The organism is Microbacterium sp. 05N427 (assembly GCF_056397105.1).
Window position 1 is genome coordinate 1 of the sequence record NZ_JBFTMT010000013.1, and the last position, 16,028, is coordinate 16,028.

The following is a 16,028-nucleotide window of genomic DNA, read 5'->3' on the forward strand; positions in this document are numbered from 1 at the left end:
GCGCCGCGCCCGCCTGAGCGGGGCTCCACGCGCGGGGCGCCGCGGCGAGGTCCGCGGCGGGCACGACGGCGAACTCGGCGAGGGTGTGCGCGGCCTCGGGGAACCGGGCGAGTCCGAACACCGCATCGCCCTCCGCCCAGCCCGTGACTCCGGGTCCGACAGCGGCCACCGTCCCCGCGACGTCCCAACCGGGGCGGTCCGAGTACCGGATGGCGCCGAAATCGTGCCCCGCGGCGCGGATCTTGACGTCCACCGGATTGAGTCCGACCGCCGCGACGCGGACGAGCACCTCCCCCGCACCGGCGACCGGAGCCTCGACCTCGCCGATCGTGATGACGTCCGCCGCCGCGCCGGCGGCGGAGTATGTGACGGCACGCATGAGGTCCGCTCCGTTGACCGTCACGCCCGTGCCGGCGTCCATTCGGAGACCGCGCTGAGGCGCGCGACCTCGTCGGCGGCGAGTTCGAGGCGGCCGCCGGCGAGCAGGTCCGGCACCTGGTCCGCCGTGCGTGCGCTGGCGATCGGGGCCACGACCGCCGGCTGGGCGCGCAGCCAGGCCAGCGCGGTCGCCGTGATCGAGGCGCCGTGCGCGTCGCCGATCTCCTCGAGGGCGTCGATGATGCGCAGGCCCTGCTCCGTGGCGTACTTCGCCGCGCCGGCGGCACGCGGCGAGCCCTGCCCCGTCGCATCCGTCGAGCGGTACTTGCCCGTGAGGAAACCGCTCGCGAGCGCGTAGTACGGCACGAGGCTCAGCCCGAACTCGGTCGCGACAGGGATGATCGTCTCCTCCACCTCGTTGCGGTGAACGAGGTTGTAGTGCGGCTGCACGGCCACCGGGAGCGCGACGCCCGTGGATCGGGCGATCTCGACCCATGCGCGGATCCGTTCGGCCGAGTAGTTCGACACCGCGATGTTGCGGACCAGGCCGTCGGCGACGAGCTGGCCGAAGGCTGCGACGGTCTCCTCGAGCGGCACGTCGGCGTCGTCGAAGTGCGCGTAGTACAGGTCGATCGCGTCCACGCCGAGCCGCTCGAGGGATGCCTCCGCCGCGCGACGGACGTTCGCCGCCGACAGGCCGAGGAATTGCGGATGCTGGCTCACCTTCGTCGCGACCACGACGCCCTCCGGGCGACGCGAGGCGAGCCACTCGCCGATGATCCTCTCGCTCTCGCCGCCGCTGTTGCCCGCCACCCAGGCGCTGTAGCCGTCGGCCGTGTCGATGAAGTTTCCGCCGCCCGCCACGAACGCGTCGAGGACGGCGAAGGACGCATCGCGATCGGCCGTCCAGCCGAATACGTTGCCGCCGAGCGAGAGGGGGAAGACGGAGAGGTCACTGGATCCGATGCGAGTCATACTCGTCGCAACCACGCACCCGCGGCGACTATTTCCCTGTTACTCCCAAAGACTCCGTGCGCGGCCTCCGCGCCTCACACCGGACCGCTGCCGCCGCACGTGGCATGCCGCGGCGAGAACTAGGCTGGGCCGAATGGCGATGCGCTCTCCCCTGCCCGTGCGCGACGGCGTCGGCGCCACCCGCCTGCGCGTGCCCGACGCGGGGCCGTGGCCGACCGTCGGCGCTTTCATGGCCGAGCGCTTCTTCCACCTCGATCCCGAGTACCTGCTGGACCGCTTCGACCGCGGCGAGATCGTCGCGATCGACGGCACCGCGCTCACCCGTGAGACGCCGCTCGGGGTGCACGATTTCATCTGGTACTACCGGGAGCGTCCGGTCGAGAAGCAGATCCCCTTCGACGTCGAGATCCTGCACCAGGACGCGGATCTCGTCGTCGTCGACAAACCGCATTTCCTGCCGACGACCCCCGGCGGCAAGTTCCTGCAGAACTCGGCGCTGGTGCGGCTGCGCAACGCGCTCGACATCCCAGAGCTCACGCCCATCCACCGCCTCGACCGCGCGACGGCGGGCCTGCTGATGTTCTCGACGCGGCCCGCCACCCGCGGCGCGTACCAGCTGCTGTTCGAGAACCGCCGGGTCGAGAAGGTCTACGAGGCCGTGTCGCTGCTGCCGGAGGACTGGGATCCGCGGACGCCCGCGCTCGGCGGATCCGCGCTCCCGCTCGTGCATCGCAACCACATCGAGAAGCTGCGTGGGAACCTCTGCGTGCGCGTGGATCCGGATCGCGCGCCGAACGCGGAGACGCTCGTCGAGCTCCTTGGTTTCGATGACCGGGTGCTGCACACGCTGCTACGCCCGCACACCGGACGCATGCACCAGCTGCGCGTGCACCTCGCCGAGCTCGGCGCCGGGATCCTCAACGACGCCTTCTATCCCGAGCTCCTGCCCGAACAGCCCGACGACTTCGCCCACCCGCTGCAGCTGCTCGCCCGCGAGCTGCGCTTCACGGATCCGCTGACCGGCGCCCCCCGCGAGTTCCGCACCAGACGGTCCCTGCAGGAGGCGCCGGCCCCGGAGTGACGCCCGACCAGCCTCAGCGCCGCATGATGCGCCGGGCGAGCCAGGTGCCGAAGGTCTGCACGAGGTGCACGAACACGACGATCAGGATGATCGCCGCCCACATCACGACCGGCTCGAACTGGCGGAAGCCGTAGACCTGGGCGAACGCGCCCAGGCCTCCGCCGCCGACCAGTCCCGCCATCGCGGTCATGTCGATGAGCGCCACGACGACGAACGTGTAGCCGAGGATCAGCGGTCCGAGCGCCTCCGGCATCGCGACCGTGAGGAGGATCCGCCAGGGGCCCGCGCCCATCGACCGCGCGGCCTCGATCACGCCCGGCGACACCGAGACGAGGTGCTGTTCGACGATGCGGCCGATCGCGAACGACGCGGCGACGCCGATCGCGAAAGCGCCCGCGTTGATGCCGATGCCCGTGCCGATCACAATCCGCGTGAACGGCTGCAGCACGGCGATGAAGATCACGAACGGGATCGGCCGGAAGAAGTTCACCAGGAACGAGATGACGATGCTCGCCGGACGGTTCGGCAACAGACCACCGGGACGGGTGACGTACAGGCCGATGCCGATGATCGTGCCGATCACGCCCGCCATCGCGAGTGCGAACGTGGTCATGTACAGCGTCTCGAGCGCCGCCTGCCAGAAGTCCGGGAGCAGTTCGATCAGGCGATCCATCAGCGCACCTCCCCGTCGGTCGTGGTCGTCCCCGCGGGTGCCCGGGATCCGATCTCGGTCACGGTCGCGTGCGCCCGGATCTTCCGGAGCGCGGCGTCGATCGCCGCGTCGGCACCGCGGATCGCGAGGGTGAGATGCCCGAACGCGCGGCCGCGGATGTCGTTGATCCCGCCGTAGACGAGCTCGAACGCGAGGCCGGCCTCGGCGAGATCCAGGAACACCTGCGCCTGCGAGGAGTCGCCGTCGCGGAACGAGAAGGTGACGAGCCGGCCCTCGTGGCGCGCGCCCAGCGACGCCTGCTCCACGGGAGTGGGGATGCCCTTGATGACGGTGCCGACGAAGCGCTGGGACGCGGGGTTGCGGGGGTTCGAGAACACTTCGAACACCTCGCCCTGCTCGACGACGCGTCCCTGCTCCATCACGGCGACCCGGGTGGCGAGCGTCTGGATCACGTCCATCTCGTGCGTGATGACGACGATCGTCACGCCCTGCTCCCGGTTCACGCGGGCGAGCAGCTCGAGCACCTCGTGCGTGGTCTGCGGGTCGAGGGCGCTGGTGGCCTCATCGGCGAGCAGGATGGCGGGCCGGGTGGCGAGCGCGCGCGCGATGCCGACGCGCTGCTTCTGGCCGCCCGACAGCTGCTCGGGGAACGCCTTGGCCTTGTCGGACAGCCCGACGAACGCGAGCAGCTCCGTCACCCGCGCCTCGATGTCGGCCTTCGTCCAGCCCGCGAGCGTGAGCGGGTAGGCGATGTTCGCCCTGACCGTCTTCGCGGAGAACAGGTTGAACTGCTGGAAGATCATGCCGATGCCGCTGCGCACGCGACGCAGCTCGCGCTCGGTGAGCGTGGTGAGGTCGACGCCGTCCACGACCAGGCGACCGCTCGTGGTCGGCTCCAGCGCGTTGATCAGCCGCACCAGCGTGGACTTGCCCGCCCCGGAGTATCCGATGATCCCGAAGACGTCGCCCTGGGCGATATCGAGGGACACGTCGTCGACCGCGATCACGGGCGCACCGTCGCGCGCGGTGGGCGGATAGGTCTTGGTGACGCCCTGCAGGCTCACGATCGGCATGGGTTCTCCGGTTCGGTTCTGCGTCACGGATCTCCGATGACGCGGAATCGGGCGACGCTGGTGCGCGTCGCCCGATTCTCTGGCAGGCGGCGGGTTCGCATCCGTCGCCGTACGCCCAGGGCTCAGCCCTTGTGGGTCTTGACGTCACCCTCGACCTTGGTGAGGGTCTTCTGCAGCTCGGCCGAGTCGACCGTCAGCGGCACGCCGGTGTCGCCCGAGGCCTTGGCCAGGCCCGCCTGCACGGCCTTGTCGGTCTGGAAGATCTCGACGAGCTTCTTGTACGTGGCGTTGTCCTTCTCCTTGGCCGGGGCCGCGAAGATGTTCACGTACGGCAGCGCATTGGGATCCTTCGGGTCGTCCTGCGCGATCGCGTCCTTGAACGTGAGACCCGCGTCCTTGACGAAGTCGTTGTTGATGATTGCGGCGGCCACGTCCGGCAACGACGTCGGGATCAGCGCGGCCTCGAGCGCCGTGACCTTGACCTTCGACTTCGCGGTGTCGACGTCGGCGAGGTCGGAGAAGATCGATCCGCCGCTCTTGAGCGCGATGAGGCCGGCGGACTGCAGCACAAGCAGGCCGCGCGCCTGGTTGGAGGCGTCGTCGGGCACCGCGACCGTCTCACCGGCGGGGATGTCCTTCACGCTCTTGTACTTCTTCGAGTACAGGCCGAGCGGATAGATCGCGGTGGATCCGATCGGCTGCAGATCCTTGCCCGAGGCGACGTTGTACTGCGCGAGGTACACGATGTGCTGGAACTGATTGAGGTCGATCTCGCCCTCGGTCAGCGCGGGGTTCGGCTGTTCGTAGGAACCGAAGTCCACCAGCTCGACGGTGATGCCCTCCTTCTTGGCGGCCGCGACGAAGGCGGGCCACTGCGGGTCGCTCTTGCCGACGACGCCGACCTTGACGGTCTTGGACTCGGAGGTCGGGGCGGATCCGGTGCCCGCTGCGGACGAGCAGCCGACGAGGGAGATGACGAGCGCGGCGGCCGCGGTGGCGGCGGCGAGCGCGGTGGTGAGCGTGCGGGACATGGCTGTGAGTTCCTCTCTTGGGGGACTCGACCACGCTACGAGCGGCGCCGAGCGCCGTCCGAATCGGCCCGTCACACGGCGTCACAGCTCCGCGGCGGCACCCGCGGTCACGAGCTCGTGGTCGACCTCGGAGTCGGGAGCCTGCGCGGCCGCACGCGTCCCGCGCGCGCGACGGACGAGCCGCGCCCCGAGATCGATCAGCACGCCGACCACGATCGACAGCACGACACCGACCAGCGCCGCGAGCAGGGGCGAATGCCCGAGCCAGGCGGAGGCGACGGACGCGATCACCGCGCTGAGCGCGACCCAGCAGACGGCCGCGACGATCGACAGCGGCAGGAATCGGCGGTACGGCAGCCTGGTCGCCCCCGCGGTCATGTTGACGGCGACGCGTCCGACCGGGATGTACCGCGCGACGAGCAGGTACACGGCCGGGCGGGCGGCGAGACGCTCCCCCGCCCATTCGAAAGCGGTGCGCACGCGAGGACGCCGCATCCAGGTCCACCGCTCTGTGCCCACGCGACGGCCGATCGCGTACGCCGCGCTGTCTCCGGCCGCCGCGCCCACGCCGGCGGCGAGCAGCACCAGGAGCGCCGTCGGAAACGCTGCCTCCCCGGTCGCGAAGGCCAGCGACAGGGCGCCGACGACCACCSTCTCGCTCGGCACCGGCGGGAAGAATCCGTCCAGGAAGCAGAACAGCAGGACCAGGATCGGCGCCCACGGGGTGAGGAGGAACGAGCTCAGGAGGTCGGCCATGACCTCACGGTAGGTCGCGGCGGGATCCGGTCGCGTCCCTCTGCAGAGTGATCCTCGCTCCAGGTCGTACTACGGGAGTACGACCCGGAGCGAGCTGCACGTCCGGGTCAGTCGAAGTCCTCGAGTCCCTGCAGACGGAGCTGCTCGAGGTCGAGCCGCGCGGAGATCCGGCGCACGACGAGGTCGTCGACCGTGCCGGAACGGCGCAGGCCCAGCAGCACCTCGCGCTTGCGGTCCAGGAGCGCGAGCTTGAGCCGCGTGAACTCCTCGTGGCGTACCAGCGGGGACCGCTGCAGGAGGTCGACGTCCTCCGAGGTCGCGATCATCTGCAGGGTCGCTCCCTCGATGAGCGTGCGGCGCGGGGCGGATCCGCTCGCGCTGCCCTGCTCGTCGGCGTCGATCGGCTGGCCGCCGATGCCGTCGGATCCGATGCCTTCGGATGAGGTTCCCTCGGATCCCGAGGCGACCTCCTCCGGCTCGGTCCCCGCGGCGAGCGGGTCGGGCTGGCCGAGCATCTCGTCGAGCGCCTTGACCTCGGCGTCGACGAGAGCCTGCTCCCGGGCGAGAGTGCGCGCGTTGGCGTACTCGAGCATCTGGTAGCCCTCGAACCGGATCCGGTCACGCACGTCGTCGCTGACCTCGTGCCGCACGGCGAGGTCGTCGAGCGCGGAGAGCGCCGCCCCCGAGATCGTGCGCTCGGCGAGCTCATACTCCTCGACCTCGCCCTGGTCGGCGGGGATCCGCGCCCAGCGGACGATCGCGGGCAACAGCGTGCCCTGCACGAGCAGACTCAGCAGGATGACGCCGGCCGTGACGAACACGATCTCGTCGCGGCCGTCCAGCGCTCCCCCCGCGACAGCGCCCGCGGGAACCGACAGCGCGATCGCGAGCGACACCGCCCCGCGCATGCCCGCGAACGTGCTCAGCACGCGCGAGCGCGCCCTGACGCCGCGGGGCGGGCGCGGCCCCGTGCGCTGGTAGAACGGCACGCTGAGCAGCTGGAACAGGTAGCGCACGACCAGCAGCGCGACCCAGACCGCGAGCGTGACGAGCACGAGACGCCCGATCGCGCCGGCCGAGATCTGGTGCACGACGYACTGCACCTCGAGTCCGATCAGCACGAACAGCGCGCCGTTGAGCAGGAACACCCCGAACGGCCAGGCCGACTCCGCCTGCCGTCGGGACTGCGCCGTGGTCACGGTGGGCGACACGTACGCGATGATCACGCCGGCGACGACGACCGCGAGAACGCCCGATGCGGTGATGAGCTCCGCGACGAGGAACGCGACGAACGGGACCAGGAGCAGCGCCGTGTTGATCACGATCGTCGAGGAGACCGCACGCAGCAGCAGGAACGCGAGGGCCGCGACGGCCACGCCGGCCGCGATGCCGCCGAGATAGGAGACGATGACGGACCAGGTCACGCTCAGCGGGGTGATGTGCCCGCCGACCGCGAGCGAGATCCCGATCGCGTACAGCACGAGGGCGGTGCCGTCGTTGGTGAGGCTCTCGGCCTTGAGCTTCATGAACATGCGCCGCGGCAGCAACCGGCCGAGGGCTGCGACCGCGGTCGCGTCGGGCGGCGCGACCGCCGCGCCGAGGATCAGCGCGGTCTCCCACGGCAGCCCGAAGAACAGCCCGATGCCGGCGACGGCGAACGCGGAGACCACGACGAGCAGCGTGCTCATCGGCAGGATGTAACGGAAGTCGCGGCGGATCGCGCGCAGCGACGTCGTCAGGCTCTCCCAGAACAGCATGACCGGCAGGAACAGCAGCAGCACCGTCTCCGGCGGCAGCTGGATCTCGCGGAGGGCCGGCACGAATCCCAGCGCGAGGCCGATGATGACGAGCACGAGCGGCAGCGCGAGCCGGAGCCGCGGTGCGAGCAGGGCGCCCGTGAGGATCGTGAGCCCCAGCAGGACGGTGACTTCGAGACCTTCCATGCGTGGCCTCCTCTCGTCTCGCATGCGGACCGCGAGTGCCATCCGCCCAGAGCACAGCACCGCGTAAGACCACGGTATTCCCGGCTGGCGCTCCATGGCCATCGATGTCCCCAGATCCGGGGCACCGCGAGGCAGATCCGGAGCACCGCGAGCCGCCTTCCGGCACTCCGTGCAATAATCCCAGCCACGATGGGGACGGCATGATCAGGGAACCGCGCAGCGCGTTCGTGGGGCGAGGACGAGAGCTCGACGCTCTGTCCGCGCTGCTGCGCGGCGCCCGCCTCGTCACGCTCACCGGCGTCGGCGGCGCCGGCAAGACGCGCCTGGCGATCCGCGCGGCGAACGCCCACGCCGACGCCACCGGCGATCCCATCTGGTTCGTCCCTCTCGACGGCATCCAGGATCCGCGGCGGCTCCCGCTCGCGGTGGCCCGCGCGCTCCCGCTGGGCGAGCAGACCGTCCGCGATCCCCTCGAGTTCGCCGTCGACGTGCTCGGCGAGACGCCGGCTCTGCTCGTACTGGACAACTGCGAACATCTGGTCGACGCCGTGGCCGCGCTGGTCGACGAACTGCTCGACGCGGTGCCAGGGCTGCGCATCGTGGCGACCAGCAGACGACGCCTGGAGCTGGATGGGGAGAACGTCTTCGCGGTGCCGCCGCTGGAGGTGGAGGCCGCGGCGGGAGACGTTTCAGAGGCCGTCGCGCTGCTCACCGCACGCGCCGGCGCAGCGGACGCCTCGTTCGCGCTCCGGCCCGCGGACATCCCGATCGCGGTGGAGATCTGCCGCACCCTGGACGGCCTTCCCCTCGCGATCGAGCTCGCGGCGAGCAGGCTGCGCACGCTCTCCCCCGTCGATCTCGCCGCCCGGCTGTCGTCGCGCTTCACGCTGCTGCGCGGATCCTCCCGATCCTCGGTCGCCCGCCAGCGCACGCTCCGCGCGGTCGTCGATTGGAGCCATGATCTCTGCTCCCCGCCGCAGCGGGCGCTGTGGGCCGCGGTCAGCACGTTCGCGGGGCCCTTCGACCTGGCCGCCGCGGCGGCGGTGGCGGGCGAATCGGAGGAGACCGCCCTCGATCTGCTCGACGAGCTGGTGGCGCAGTCCCTCGTGGAGGCCGATCGCGACGCCGGCAGGTTCCGCCTGCTGGAGACGATCCGCGGCTACGGACGGGAGCTCGCCGAGGAGTCGGGACGGAAGCCGGCACTCGTCCGTCGCCATCTCGCGCACTACGGCCAGGTCGCCGCCGAGGCGAACCGGCACTGGTACGGACCGCGGCAGGCCGAGATCGTCACGGCGCTGCGCACGGATCGCGCGGAATTGCAGGCCGCACTGCGTGCGGCGGCGGCGCTCGACACCGCGGCCGCGCTCGGCCTCTTCACCGACCTCCGCTACCACTGGGGCGTCGGCGGGTACCTGCTCGAAGGGCGCGGATGGGCGGCCCGGCTGCTCCCGTTGGCCGATGCGACTCCCGCCCTGCGCGTACCGGCTCTGCTCACGGCGACCTGGCTGTGCCTGCTGCAGGGAGACCTCGCAGAGGCGCGGATCCGTCTGGACGAGGCGGCCGTCCTGTCGGCGTCCGTGCCCGCGGCGCTCCGGTCACGGACCGAGATCGAGCGCCATCGCTGGAACGGCACGCTCGCCCTCTTCTCGGGCGATCCGGCGCAGGCGCGCGAGGAGTTCACGCACTCGATCCGTCTCGCCGTCGAGGCGGGCGTCCCCGAGGAGTCGATGCTCGCGCAGTTCCAGCTGACGACCGCGATGAGCCACCTGGGGCTGCCCGACGCCGCGCTTCCCGCCGCCTCCGCGGAGCGCCACGCGGCCACGATCGGAGAGCGCTGGATGCGTTCGCTCGCCCTCTGGGCGCGAGCTCTGGCCTCGTTCACCGACGGATCGCTCGACGATGCCGAGAGCATCGCGAAGGAGGCGCTGGCCGTCGACACCGGGATCGACGATCCGGCAGGCGACTGCCTGGTGCTGGAGCTGCTCGCCTGGATCGACGCCGCGCGCTCGCCCACCGAGCGCTCTGCCGTGCTGCTGGGCGCCGCCCGGAGCCGCTGGCGGCGGATCGGATCCGGCATCGAAGTGCACGGCCCGCAGATGACGGCCCACCACGACCGCTGCGTCGAGATCGTGCGCTTCCGTCTCGGACATCGCGCCTCCGAGCGCCTCGCCGCCCTCGGAGAGCGCCTCTCCCCCGCGGAGGCGGCGTCCTTCGAGGGGGACGGCGCGCCGCGGACTCCGGCTCTGAGCGACCGAGAGCGCGAGGTCGCCGCGGGCGTCCACGCCGGGCTGAGCAACCGTGGGATCGCCGAACGCCTGGTGCTCTCGGTCCGCACCGTCGACACGCATGTGCAGCGCATCTTCGCGAAGCTCGGGGTCTCCTCCCGCGCGCAGATCGCGGCGTGGTACGAGGCGACCTCCTCCGGGTCGAATCGGTAATCCTACGGATACCGCGGCGCAGGGCGGTCCCGCAGACTGACCAGGACGACGCCGCCGGCCTGTGCTCCGCCGCTTCGCGGCCGGGTCTCCACGCCGTCGTCGCCCCGGATCTCGACGAGGAGAGGACTGATCATGACGATCGCAGAAGAGGCACCCGTCGCCGCACACCCGGCCTTCGCGCCAGGACGGCTGTTCATCGGAGGGTCGTGGCGCGAGGCGGCCGACGGCGGCCGGATGGACGTCCTCGCCCCGGCGACCGGACGGAAGCTCACGGATGTCTCGCGCGCCACCACGCAGGACGTGGACGACGCGGTCGCAGCGGCCCGCGCCGCCTTCGACTCCGGCGTGTGGTCGGGGCTCTCCAGCCGCGAGCGCGCCCGCATCCTGCAGCGCGCGCACGACCTGCTGCGGGAGCGCGCGGAGGAGCTCGCCCAGGCGGAGAGCGCGAACGCCGGCAAGCCGATCACGTTCGCGCGGGTCGTCGACGTCAACAACGCCGCCGAGCTGTACGAGTACTACGCGGCCCTCGGGCACCACCTCGACGGTGAGGTCAGGGAGATCCCCGCGCACGCGCACGCCTACGTGAAGAAGGAGCCCTACGGCGTCGTCGCGGCGATCACGCCCTTCAACTTCCCGCTGATCCTGTCCAGCTCGAAGATCGCGCCCGCCCTGATCGCCGGCAACACGATCGTGCACAAGCCGGCGAGCGACACCCCGCTGAGCGCCCTGATCGTGGCCGACATCCTGCAGAAGGCCGGCGTGCCCGACGGCGTGTTCAACGTGGTCACCGGTCCCGGATCGACGCTCGGCGACCACCTGGTGGGGCACCCCGGCGTGGACAAGGTCGCCTTCACCGGCTCGACCGAGGTCGGCGCCCACGCCGCGGCGATCGCCGGGAGCTCCCTCACGCCGTTCACCGCCGAACTGGGCGGCAACGCCGCCAACATCCTGTTCGCCGATGCGGACCTGAGCACCGCGATCGGAACGGTCATCTCCGCGTTCGTGTTCAACAGCGGGCAGTTCTGCATGGCGGGACCCCGGCTCCTCGTGGAGCGGCCGATCTACGAGGCCGTGCTCGGCATCCTCGCCGACGCGGTGCCGCAGGTCCCGTTCGGGGACACCTCCGACCCGGCCACGGTGATCGGCCCCGTCGCGAGCCGCAGCCAGCTGGAGAAGGTCGCCGGCATCGTCGACCGCGCGCGGGCCGCAGGAGCCCGCGTGGTCACGGGCGGCGAGAGGGTCGATCTCGAGGGCGGCTTCTACTATGCGCCCACGGTGCTCGCCGCCCTGGACCCTGCCGCCGAGGCCGTCGTCGAGGAGATCTTCGGACCCGTCCTGACGGTGCAGCCGTTCGACACCGAAGACGAGGCGGTCGCGCTCGCCAACGGCACGAGATACGGGCTGGCCAGCGGCATCCAGACCTCGGATCTCGCACGGGCGCACCGGGTCGCCGCCCGCCTGCAGGCCGGCATCACCTGGGTCAACGGCTGGGCGATCCTCGACCCCGCGATCCCGTTCGGCGGTGTCAAGGACTCGGGGTGGGGCCGCGAAGGCGGTCCGGAGGCCATAGCCTCGTACCAGAGGGCGCACTCGATCGTCATCAGCCTCGGCACGGAGAACGAGCGGTGACCGCAGGACGCGCGGCCGTTCTCGATGCGGGCGCATTCACGGTCGCCGACGTCGACTACGGCGACCCCGGCCGCGAAGAGGTGCTCGTGCGTCTCGTCGCGAGCGGGCTGTGCCACACGGACCTCGCTGTCCTCGCCGGCGGGATCCCGTTCCCGGCACCGGGGATCATCGGACACGAGGGCGCCGGCATCGTCGAGCGCGTCGGACCGGGAGTGACCGAGGTCGCACCGGGCGACAAGGTCCTGCTCAGCTTCACCTCCTGCGGCGACTGCGCGGCGTGCACCGGGGACCACCCGGCGTACTGCCAGACCTGGCTGCCGCGGAACCTGCTCGGTGCCCTGCGCGCGGACGATGCTGGAACGATCACCCGCGACGGGCAGCCCATCGCCGGCCACTTCTTCGGCCAGTCCTCCTTCGGCACCCATGCCATCGCCGACCGGCGCTCGCTCGTGAAGGTCGCATCGGACGCGGATCTCACCGCCCTCGCGCCGCTCGGCTGCGGCGTGCTCACCGGCTTCGGATCGATGTGGAACGTGCTCGACCCCGGCCCTGAGCACATCGTCGCCGTGTACGGCGCCGGTGCGGTGGGCCTGTCCGGGCTGATCGCGGCGTCTCTGCGCACGCCCGCCCGACTCATCGCGATCGACCTCGTCACGGAGCGGCTCGACCTCGCTCGTGAGCTCGGCGCCACCGACGTCATCGACGCGGGGGCCGAGGACGTGGCCGCGCGCCTTGCGGAGGTCACCGCGGGGCACGGCGTCGATCTGAGCTTCGACACGACGGGGAACCCCGGCGTCGCCAGGGCCGCGCTGGACGCCGCGGCGACCCGCGGCACGGTGCTGGTGTGCGGGGCGCCGCCGCCCGGAACCGAGATCGCCGTCGACATCCAGGGGATCCTCACCGGAAAGGTGCTGCGYGGCGTCACGATGGGCGATGCCCGGCCGCAGCAGCTGATCCCGCAGCTCGTCGCCCTGCACGCCGAGGGCCGGCTTCCGCTGGAGCGGCTGGAACGGGCCTACGAACTCGATGAGATCGCGCAGGCCGCCGAGGACATGCACCACGGCCGCACGGTCAAACCGGTGATCGTGTTCTGAGGAACACGGCGCCGCGCGGCGATCGAGGGGTCAGTGCGCCACGTCGGCGTGCACGGAGTCCGCGTCGCGCGGCGCCACGGCAGGAGCGCTGTCGCTCGTCGACTGGAGCACCAGGTGCGCGCGCTCATGCCCGCTCTGCAGGCACTCCTGCACGCTCCGTCCGCGCAGGAGCCCGGCGAGGTAGCCGCCGGCGAAGGCGTCGCCGGCGCCCACGGGCTCGACCACCTCGGTCGGGATCGCGGGCACGAAGATCCGGCCGTGCGCGGAGAACTCGGTGGCGCCGACATCGCCGTCCTTGACGATCAGCCGTGCCGGTGCGGGGAGGTGCTCGCGCACATCCTCGGCCGTCCGACAGCCCCACAGCGTCTCCGCCTCGTCGCGCCCCACGAAGACGATGTCCGCGCGGTTCGCCAGATCGCGCAGGACCGGGGCGGCGTCGGCGACCGACCACAGCCCGCGGCGGTGGTTCACGTCGAAGCTGAGCAGCGCGGTGCTCGCGGCGACGCGCTCGAACACGGCGTCGATCATGGCGGCGCAGTCGTCCGAGAGCGCAGGGGTGATCCCCGAGACGTGCACGACCGCCGCCTCCTCGAGCGGAATCGGCGCGATCGATGCAGGGGTCATCCGCGAGGCCGCGGACCCGGCACGGTAGTAACTGACGCCGCGACCCGGATCCTTGAAGAAGACCCCGGTGGGCGCTGTCTCATCGAACGACACCCAGCGGGTGTCGATGCCCTGCGCCGCGAGCTGGCGGTGCACCCGACGCCCGAGCACGTCGTCTCCGAGCGCGCTCGCCCAGGCGGCCGCGCCGCCGAGCGCCACCACATGCCCCGCGACGTTGGATTCGGCGCCGCCGACGAGGAGCCGGATGCTCTCCGCGTCGAGGAGGGACTCCGCCCGACTCGGCGTCACCAACGCCATGGTCTCGCCGATCGCGATGAGCGCGGGAACGTCTGCAGATGCCATTCCGGCATTCTCCCCCACAGATCACCGCTGACGCAACACCCGTTGCATTAGACGCAACCGGGCTACGCGCACGACGAACTTCCCCTTTCGGAGTCGCCCTGCGGATCCCTCGGCGCTCAGCCCAGCTGATCGGTGAGTTCGAACCAGCGCAGTTCGAGCTCCTCGACCTCGGCCTCCCGAGCGGAGATCTCCTTCATCTTCTCGCCGAGGCCGGCGTAGTCGGCCTGATCGTGGTCGGCGAGGGCGTGCTTGGCGCGGTCGATCTGCTCGGCGAGCTTCTGCATGCGGCGTTCGAGGGCGGTCAGCTCCTTCTCGGCCGTGCGACGATCGGCGCCGCTCAGGGCGGACTCGGCGGCCGGCGCGGACGCGGAGGCGGATCCTGTCGCAGGCGCCTTCTGGTGCGCCTGCTCGAGAGCCCGCAGCCGCAGGTACTCGTCCACTCCGCCCGGCAGGTGGCGCAGGCGCCGGTCGAGGATCGCGTACTGCTGGTCCGTCACCCGCTCCAGGAAGTAGCGGTCGTGGCTCACGACGAGAAGCGTGCCGGGCCAGGAGTCGAGCAGATCCTCGATGGCCGCGAGCATGTCGGTGTCCATGTCGTTCGTGGGCTCGTCGAGGATCATCACGTTGGGCTGGTCGAGCAGGACCAGCAGCAGCTGCAGCCGGCGCTGCTGGCCGCCCGAGAGGTCCTTGACGGGGGTGGAGAGCTGCGCCGACGAGAAGCCCAGCCTCTCCAGCAGCTGGCCCGGCGTCAGCTCGGCCGCCTTGGATCCGGTCCCGAACGTGTAGGTCGTGCGCAGTCGCCCGATCACGATGCGCACGGGTTCGTCCCAGACGTCCTGCAGCTCGTCCAGGCGCTGGGTGAGGGTGCGCACCTGCACGGTCTTGCCGTGCTTGACCCTGCCGCTCGTGGGCGCCAGCGTGCCGGCCACGAGACCGAGCAGCGTCGACTTGCCCGCGCCGTTGACGCCGAGGATGCCGGTGCGCTCCCCCGGTGCGATCCGCCACTCGACGTCGCGCAGCACCTCGCGCTCCGGCGTCGATGCGGAGGCCGGGAAGGTGACGCCGGCGTCGATGAGATCGACGACCTCCTTGCCGAGCCGCGACACGGCGAGCGACTGCAGGGCGATGCGGTCGCGGACCTCGGGCTCGTCGGAGATGAGCTCGTTCGCCGCATCGATGCGGAACTTCGGCTTCGACGTGCGGGCAGGAGCGCCGCGACGCAGCCAGGCGAGCTCCTTGCGCGCGAGGTTCTGCCGCTTGGCTTCGGTCGCCGACGCCATCCGGTCGCGCTCGACGCGCTGCAGGATGTAGGCCGCGTAGCCGCCCTCGAAGGGTTCGACGATCCGGTCGTGCACCTCCCAGGTCTCGGTGCACACCTCGTCCAGGAACCATCGGTCGTGCGTCACGACCATGAGCGCGCCCTGGCTCGCCGACCAGCGCTTCTTCAGGTGCTCCGCGAGCCAGCCGATCGCCTCCACGTCGAGGTGGTTGGTCGGCTCGTCGAGAGCGACGACGTCCCAGTCGCCGGCGAGCAGCTGCGCGAGCGCGACGCGGCGGCGCTGGCCGCCGGAGAGATCCGCGATGGAGGCGTTCCAGTCCAGGTCGCTCACGAGACCGTCGATCACATCGCGGACCTTCGGATCCCCCGCCCACTCGTGCTCCGGGGTGTCGCCGACGATCACCCCGCCGACCGTGAGCGCGTCATCGAGCACGTCCGCCTGGTCGAGCACTCCGATCGTGGTGCCGCCGCGCATGGTCACGCGTCCGCCATCGGGTTCCAGGCGTCCGGCGAGCATCGCGAGCAGGCTGGACTTGCCGTCGCCGTTGCGGCCGACGATGCCGATCCGATCTCCCTCTTCGATGCCGAGGGTGACGGAGTCAAAGACGATCCGGGTGGGGAACTCGAGATGGAGGCCTTCGGCCCCGAGGAGATGTGCCATGTCGGCTTCCAGGGTAGTCGGCCCGCCCCGCGCCGCGCTCCGAGGCGGGCT

13 protein-coding genes are annotated in these 16,028 nt (G+C 71.3%); 4 read left to right on the forward strand and 9 right to left on the reverse strand.

Features of this window, described 5'->3' with window-relative positions; all coding sequences use genetic code 11:
• The coding region (locus AC1DG4_RS13855; RefSeq protein WP_477421291.1) for an alcohol dehydrogenase catalytic domain-containing protein at nucleotides 1–379 on the reverse strand (379 nt) is incomplete at its 3' end.
• A 20-nt stretch (nucleotides 380–399) separates the two neighbouring features.
• The gene (locus AC1DG4_RS13860) at nucleotides 400–1,353 is read right to left on the reverse strand and encodes an aldo/keto reductase (protein ID WP_477379694.1); all 954 of its coding nucleotides are present in this window, start codon (nucleotides 1,351–1,353) and stop codon (nucleotides 400–402) included.
• Nucleotides 1,354–1,492: 139 nt separating this feature from the next.
• Here AC1DG4_RS13860 and AC1DG4_RS13865 point away from each other — a divergent pair, with 139 nt between their 5' ends.
• Nucleotides 1,493–2,434, forward strand: coding sequence for a pseudouridine synthase (locus AC1DG4_RS13865; RefSeq protein WP_477380400.1), 942 nt, complete (start codon nucleotides 1,493–1,495; stop codon nucleotides 2,432–2,434).
• Nucleotides 2,435–2,447: 13 nt separating this feature from the next.
• On the opposite strand, the gene AC1DG4_RS13870 is transcribed toward AC1DG4_RS13865, so the two are convergent.
• The 5 genes from AC1DG4_RS13870 to AC1DG4_RS13890 form a co-directional block, all read right to left on the reverse strand.
• Complete coding sequence (locus AC1DG4_RS13870) at nucleotides 2,448–3,107, reverse strand: methionine ABC transporter permease (protein WP_477379696.1); 660 nt, start codon at nucleotides 3,105–3,107, stop codon at nucleotides 2,448–2,450.
• A complete protein-coding gene (locus tag AC1DG4_RS13875; protein WP_477380402.1) occupies nucleotides 3,107–4,180 on the reverse strand; it encodes a methionine ABC transporter ATP-binding protein in 1,074 nt (357 codons plus the stop codon). The genes AC1DG4_RS13870 and AC1DG4_RS13875 overlap by 1 nt, the downstream gene beginning before the upstream one ends.
• A 122-nt stretch (nucleotides 4,181–4,302) precedes the next feature.
• The gene (locus tag AC1DG4_RS13880; RefSeq protein ID WP_477379698.1) at nucleotides 4,303–5,211 is read right to left on the reverse strand and encodes a MetQ/NlpA family ABC transporter substrate-binding protein; all 909 of its coding nucleotides are present in this window, start codon (nucleotides 5,209–5,211) and stop codon (nucleotides 4,303–4,305) included.
• 81 nt (nucleotides 5,212–5,292) lie between these two features.
• Entirely contained in the window at nucleotides 5,293–5,967 is a 675-nt protein-coding gene (locus AC1DG4_RS13885) for a DedA family protein (protein WP_477421292.1), read from the reverse strand.
• A 107-nt stretch (nucleotides 5,968–6,074) separates the two neighbouring features.
• Nucleotides 6,075–7,910 (reverse strand): Na+/H+ antiporter, encoded by a 1,836-nt coding sequence (locus AC1DG4_RS13890; RefSeq protein ID WP_477421293.1) that lies wholly within the window; start codon nucleotides 7,908–7,910, stop codon nucleotides 6,075–6,077.
• A 200-nt stretch (nucleotides 7,911–8,110) separates the two neighbouring features.
• On the opposite strand from AC1DG4_RS13890, the gene AC1DG4_RS13895 reads away from it, so the two are divergent.
• The 3 genes from AC1DG4_RS13895 to AC1DG4_RS13905 all read left to right on the forward strand — a co-directional run bounded on the left by AC1DG4_RS13895 (nucleotide 8,111) and on the right by AC1DG4_RS13905 (nucleotide 13,071).
• A complete protein-coding gene (locus AC1DG4_RS13895) occupies nucleotides 8,111–10,348 on the forward strand; it encodes an ATP-binding protein (RefSeq protein WP_477379704.1) in 2,238 nt (745 codons plus the stop codon).
• Nucleotides 10,349–10,480: 132 nt separating this feature from the next.
• Nucleotides 10,481–11,977: an aldehyde dehydrogenase family protein gene (locus AC1DG4_RS13900; RefSeq protein ID WP_477379706.1), complete on the forward strand. Its 1,497-nt coding sequence runs from the start codon at nucleotides 10,481–10,483 to the stop codon at nucleotides 11,975–11,977.
• Nucleotides 11,974–13,071, forward strand: coding sequence for an NAD(P)-dependent alcohol dehydrogenase (locus tag AC1DG4_RS13905; protein WP_477379708.1), 1,098 nt, complete (start codon nucleotides 11,974–11,976; stop codon nucleotides 13,069–13,071). Before AC1DG4_RS13900 ends, AC1DG4_RS13905 begins: the two co-directional genes overlap by 4 nt.
• 30 nt (nucleotides 13,072–13,101) lie before the next feature.
• On the opposite strand, the gene AC1DG4_RS13910 is transcribed toward AC1DG4_RS13905, so the two are convergent.
• Both AC1DG4_RS13910 and AC1DG4_RS13915 read right to left on the reverse strand, forming a co-directional pair.
• Entirely contained in the window at nucleotides 13,102–14,037 is a 936-nt protein-coding gene (locus AC1DG4_RS13910; RefSeq protein WP_477379710.1) for a sugar kinase, read from the reverse strand.
• A 116-nt stretch (nucleotides 14,038–14,153) separates the two neighbouring features.
• Nucleotides 14,154–15,977 carry an ABC-F family ATP-binding cassette domain-containing protein gene (locus tag AC1DG4_RS13915; RefSeq protein WP_477379712.1) on the reverse strand — a complete coding sequence of 608 codons (1,824 nt, stop codon included), beginning with the start codon at nucleotides 15,975–15,977 and terminating at the stop codon, nucleotides 14,154–14,156.
• Nucleotides 15,978–16,028 lie beyond the last annotated feature (51 nt).